Below are 5,085 nucleotides of genomic sequence, written 5' to 3'. Positions count from 1 at the left end.
CTTACCTATAAGTTCTGCAAATTCTCCTATTGAATAATATTTCAAGTTAATCACTCCTTGAAATTATTATGCAATAAACTGTATTAAAAATAAATATATATTTATAAATTTTTATAAACTTTTTTCAACTGTTGTCTGCCTCCAAAATTGTCTTCTTAAAAATACATTCTTATTATACTATATTTTAAAATAAAAATAAGAGTTTACCTCACATAAACTCTTATTAGGGCAATTTTTTAATTTTATATTTTAATCTTTGTTGAATCTGTTGGTCTAAGCATTAATACTAAGTTGATAGAAGATTAAATCATTATCACTTTTTTCTTTTATGAAGTCATTTTTCTTGCCCATGACTTAGCTAATTCAATCTTTTCTTCTTTTTTACTCTTTAATGGTTCATAGAATTCAATTTCGCCTAAAAACTCATTATCTGGAAGTGCTTTTTTCATATTTTCAAAAGTTTTTCCATTTTGGCCTCCATTACAGCTGAACAAAACTATTTTTTTGTTTTTTATGCTGTTTTCCGCAAAAAAAGTTCTAAGTGCTGGTGCATAATTCCATGCCCAAATTGGTGTTCCAATAAATAAAACATCATAATTTTCTGCCTTAAATTCATATGGAATAAGCATTGGTTTTTCCTTTAATATCACCTGCTTTCCACCAACTAAATATTTTTTCTTATTATTAGCTATTGGTTTTTCAACTTCTAGTGGTAAAATATCACCATGTATTTCTTCTACTATAGATTCTGCAATCAATTTTGTATTGCCGTCAAATGAGTAATAAACTACAAGAATTCGTAAGTTATCTTTTTCCATAATAATAAATATACTCCTTATTTTTATTTTATATATCATATATTACATATATGTTTATATTTATCATTATAACTCTATTTTAAGCTAGAGTCTAACTTAGTAAATATGCATTTATTATCATAAATGTATAATTCAATAAATTCTTTGTGATTTACTGATCAGAATGTTTTTTGCCATTACTGCTATTTCATCTGACATCTTGCTTACAAATTCCGCATCATTGTAATTTTCTTTTCCAACTAAAATAATTTCTTCAAACTTAGGATTTATTCTATTTTGTATGTTGCTACTTCACCAAGCCCCTGAGCAACTTATGAGAAATGGAGTATTGAAGTTACTTACGGCTTACCCCTTTATGTTTAAAGACAAAAAATATATAATAGTATTAAGATTGTACAGATTAGATAATAGTAATTTTAGATTGATAGGAGAAAATAAAAATTATGAATATTGTTAATCATTTTAAAACTATAACTCATCATAAATTGTTAGTTATGAAGTATTGTTTTAAAGTAGGCTTATACAAACAAGGATTACTTCATGATCTGTCTAAATATTCATTTGTTGAGTTTTCAACTGGAATAAAGTATTATCGAGGATATGTAAGTCCTAATGGTGTTCAAAAAACTGTGGAAGGATATTCATCAGCATGGCTACATCATAAGGGCAGGAATAAGCATCATTTTGAATATTGGATAGATTACGGAATAAATGAAGCAAATGGCCTAAAGGGAATGAAAATGCCTATTAAGTATGTTATAGAAATGTTTATAGATAGAGTTTGTGCTTCAAAAAATTATTCAAAAGAAAAGTATACTGATAAAAATCCATTAAACTATTATGAAAGCAGAAAACATTATTATGTTTTACATAATGAAGTAAGAGTGCTTTTAGAAACCTTACTTAATAAACTTGCCTATGAAGGAGAAGATAAAACTTTTACATACATTAAAAATAATATTCTAAAAAAACACAAAGATATAAATTTTGCTCCAAATAGTTGAGCTAGATATACATTTAGCAGAATGCTTATACTATTAATGAGTTTATCATATGTAGTTATAAATTTTCATGCGTTTATTCTGCCTAGAAATGATTATAGATTGTATGTTAAGAATTTTTTGATATAATTTCAACAAATTTATGAAAAGACATGTAACCCAAAATGCAGAAATTACAGTTAAAACTTCTGCTGGAAAATATCTTACTGGTCAGGAGTTGTATACATTGTAAAGATAGTATAGCGAAGGAGAAAACAACATGAGAATTGGACTAATTGGATACGGTGGTATAGGAAAAGCTTTTATAAAGCTAATTGTAGATAAGAGTTCCACACTTAAGGAACAGGGAATTGATCTTGAAGTAGTATATATTATGAATTCTAAAGGAGGAATCTATAATCCCAAGGGAATAGATTGCGCTAAATTATTAGCTACTTCTAAAGATGGAAAGAGTATAATTGAAGATACTGATGAAGATAGAAAAATTACTCCTGATTTTATGTTACAAAAAAAAGATATAGATTTAATAGTAGAGTTAACATCTACTAACAAGGAAACGGGAGAGCCAGCATTAACTTATATTTTAAAAGCACTAAAAAATAAAATACATGTAGTTACAGGTAATAAAGGACCCATTGTGCATGGCTATAGGAAATTGGATAAGATTGCAAAAGAAAATGAGGTACATTTAGGAATTGGATGTACTTGCGGGGGAGCATTACCTTCTGTTAACGGCGGGATAATAGAAATGGCTGGTTCGGAAATTTACTCTATAGAGGGTGTTTTAAATGGCACAACAAATTATATTTTAAAAGAGATGGAGGATACTGGTTGTACATATGAAATTGCGCTGAAAAAAGCAAAGGATTTGGGAATAGCAGAAGCTAACCCTAACTTTGATGTAGAAGGATGGGATACTGCATTTAAACTGCTTATTCTTACAAATGTAATTATGAAGGAAGATAAAAAATTATCTGAAATAAGAATAGAAGGAATTACAGGTTTAACGCCAGAAGATATCAAAATTGCCCTGGAAGAAGGAAAGAGATATAAACTTATTGGACGAACAATGAGAGAAGGAAAAGAACTAAATATGGTGGTTAGACCCGAGAAGTTGGATAAAGAACATACTTTTTATAATGTAGATGGCAAAAATAAGGCAGTTAGGTATGTATCAGATACACTAGGTGAACTGACGTTGATTGGTGGAGCATCAGGTACTACAGCTGCTGCCGCCTCTATTCTAAGAGATATAATATATATTTGTAATTTATAGCGAGCAGATTTTATGTTATTTTAATAATAAAAACAGATATAACCGTAGTCAAATTGGATAGAGGTCTAATAAAATTTAATCAGGTTCGAATTGATAGTTTACTAGGTATATAATCTAATATTTCGGAAGGTGACAGTCACCCTACTGAGGGAACTTGTGACCGAAATTTTTATAAGAAACACAATTTAAGATACTTTTTTACAATAATATAGTTTAACTATTAAGGTAATTTTAAGTTCCTGCTTATTAATTAAAGACAACATGAATTAGGCGAGCTATTTTGCTCGCCTTGCTAACTTTACCATCCTAATTTTTGCTCCTTTACTGTAAAATGACTATCATCATTTTTAAATTCTATATTAAAATTATTATTCTTGTCTACAGTTATCTTTGTTAAAGTAGCTTGACCCATAACTTCTGTATTTACTTCTTCATCTTTAAAATAGTACATTAAAGCCTTTAGTGTTATTCCATGAGCTACTATAAAAATAGTTTTTCCCCTGTTTTGCACTATCAACTTATCCATAGTTTCACTTATTCTAGTTCTAACACATCCTAATGTTTCACCATTTGGAGCACATAAATTAACATCACCATTCATAATAAAATCAATATTCCATCCTGGATTTTCTTTCATAACTTCATCAGTTCTTCTACCTTCATAATCACCAAAACACATTTCCATTAATCCATCATTTGTTATAACTTCTATGTTCTTTTCTCCTTTAATTATGTTAGCCGTATCTAATGCTCTTTCTATTGGACTTGAATATATAACATCAATATCTATATCTTTAATCCTGTCCCTAAGCTCCATAGCTCTAGCTATTCCAGCCTGTGTTAAAGGCGAGTTTCCTCTCCCCTGTAATCTTCTTTCAATATTCCATTCTGTTTGTCCATGCCTTGTTAAATATACTACAGTATTCATTAGTTGTTTTCTCCTCATATAATTAATTTTATAGTCATCATTTACTTTTTTTATTAGCCAACTTCCTTTTTTTCATTATTCTTTAACTGTAATAATAATCCATCTAAGACTTTTAAATTATCATTTTCTGCTCCAAATCCTTTAATTGCTGTTGGTTTTGTGATAGTTTTAAATTGTGAGCTTTCTATATTTAATAAATTCGATATAAATTCCACATTATACCTACCTCTACTTTCAGTAATTTTATTTAATAATTCTACTTATTTTTACTCTTTATTTCGATAATAATAACATTATTATAAAAAATTATAACATAATTATTCCTTATTATCCATGTCTTGTAATCCGTCATTTGAAATTCTTGGCATAAATGAAAATGAATCTAACACTAGATGTTTTTCTAAGTTAGATTTATCTCAACTATATTTGTAATATACTATAAAATTTAAATATCAAGCACTTGAACTAATTTATCCTTAAGCTTCTCTTCTTCCCCACTTCCATTAGTAGCCAACCTCAATATTGGTATATTATATTTTTTCAAAATTCCATCCTTCATCCTATCTCTCTCCAGCTGCTTAGGATTATTTGCATGAAATGCATATCCGTCAACTTCTACTACTAAAATATGATTATAATTTATATATTCCATAGTAGTATAACATTTTCCTTCTTTTTTATTTTTATATTTGCAAAATTCAACATTATGAATAGCCTTTGTTTAGATAACTTTTTAGTCAACTTTATCAAGTTCATTTAAATGTTTTTCAGTTTTTGATGTATATGTTCCCTTTTGCGTTGGAGTTGCTTTTTTTCCTATGGTACATAGTGTTGAAAGTTCTGATTAAAAAAGTAGATAAATAGAAATAATAAACAATAAATATTAATATAATTAGGAGGCAGACAACAGTTGAAAAAAAGTTTATAAAAATTTATAAATATATATTTATTTTTAATACAGTTTATTGCATAATAATTTCAAGGAGTGATTAACTTGAAATATTATTCAATAGGAGAATTTGCAGAACTTATAGGTAAGACAGAGCAAACATTAAGAAATTG

General features: G+C 27.9%; 6 protein-coding genes. 2 read left to right on the top strand and 4 right to left on the bottom strand.

What is annotated here, in order from left to right; all coding sequences use genetic code 11:
* Positions 1–326: 326 nt before the first annotated feature.
* A complete protein-coding gene (locus tag LLF98_RS13090; protein ID WP_291704279.1) occupies positions 327–818 on the bottom strand; it encodes a flavodoxin in 492 nt (163 codons plus the stop codon).
* A gap of 443 nt (positions 819–1,261) precedes the next feature.
* On the opposite strand from LLF98_RS13090, the gene LLF98_RS13085 reads away from it, so the two are divergent.
* Positions 1,262–1,822: a DUF5662 family protein gene (locus LLF98_RS13085; protein WP_291704276.1), complete on the top strand. Its 561-nt coding sequence runs from the start codon at positions 1,262–1,264 to the stop codon at positions 1,820–1,822.
* A gap of 256 nt (positions 1,823–2,078) precedes the next feature.
* On the top strand, positions 2,079–3,095 hold the full coding sequence (locus tag LLF98_RS13080; RefSeq protein ID WP_291704274.1) for a homoserine dehydrogenase: 1,017 nt from the start codon (positions 2,079–2,081) through the stop codon (positions 3,093–3,095).
* Positions 3,096–3,393: 298 nt separating this feature from the next.
* Here the strand turns inward: LLF98_RS13080 and LLF98_RS13075 are convergent, their stop codons facing one another.
* The 3 genes from LLF98_RS13075 to LLF98_RS13065 all read right to left on the bottom strand — a co-directional run bounded on the left by LLF98_RS13075 (position 3,394) and on the right by LLF98_RS13065 (position 4,675).
* Positions 3,394–4,023 carry a histidine phosphatase family protein gene (locus tag LLF98_RS13075; protein ID WP_291704273.1) on the bottom strand — a complete coding sequence of 210 codons (630 nt, stop codon included), beginning with the start codon at positions 4,021–4,023 and terminating at the stop codon, positions 3,394–3,396.
* Between the two features lie 53 nt (positions 4,024–4,076).
* The gene (locus tag LLF98_RS13070; protein ID WP_291704271.1) at positions 4,077–4,238 is read right to left on the bottom strand and encodes a hypothetical protein; all 162 of its coding nucleotides are present in this window, start codon (positions 4,236–4,238) and stop codon (positions 4,077–4,079) included.
* A 230-nt stretch (positions 4,239–4,468) separates the two neighbouring features.
* On the bottom strand, positions 4,469–4,675 hold the full coding sequence (locus tag LLF98_RS13065; RefSeq protein WP_291704269.1) for a DUF2726 domain-containing protein: 207 nt from the start codon (positions 4,673–4,675) through the stop codon (positions 4,469–4,471).
* Positions 4,676–5,085 lie beyond the last annotated feature (410 nt).

This window comes from Clostridium sp., from assembly GCF_021372645.1.
Taxonomy (GTDB): Bacteria; Bacillota; Clostridia; order Clostridiales; family Clostridiaceae; genus Clostridium.
This window is presented reverse-complemented; position numbering and strand designations above follow the sequence as displayed.

Bases quoted from the DNA above. Each gene is read 5' to 3' on its own strand.
- LLF98_RS13075 (WP_291704273.1), bottom strand. From the start codon at position 4,023: ATGAATACTGTAGTATATTTAACAAGGCATGGACAAACAGAATGGAAT.
- LLF98_RS13080 (WP_291704274.1), top strand. From the start codon at position 2,079: ATGAGAATTGGACTAATTGGATACGGTGGTATAGGAAAAGCTTTTATA.
- LLF98_RS13090 (WP_291704279.1), bottom strand. From the start codon at position 818: ATGGAAAAAGATAACTTACGAATTCTTGTAGTTTATTACTCATTTGAC.
- LLF98_RS13065 (WP_291704269.1), bottom strand. From the start codon at position 4,675: ATGGAATATATAAATTATAATCATATTTTAGTAGTAGAAGTTGACGGA.
- LLF98_RS13085 (WP_291704276.1), top strand. From the start codon at position 1,262: ATGAATATTGTTAATCATTTTAAAACTATAACTCATCATAAATTGTTA.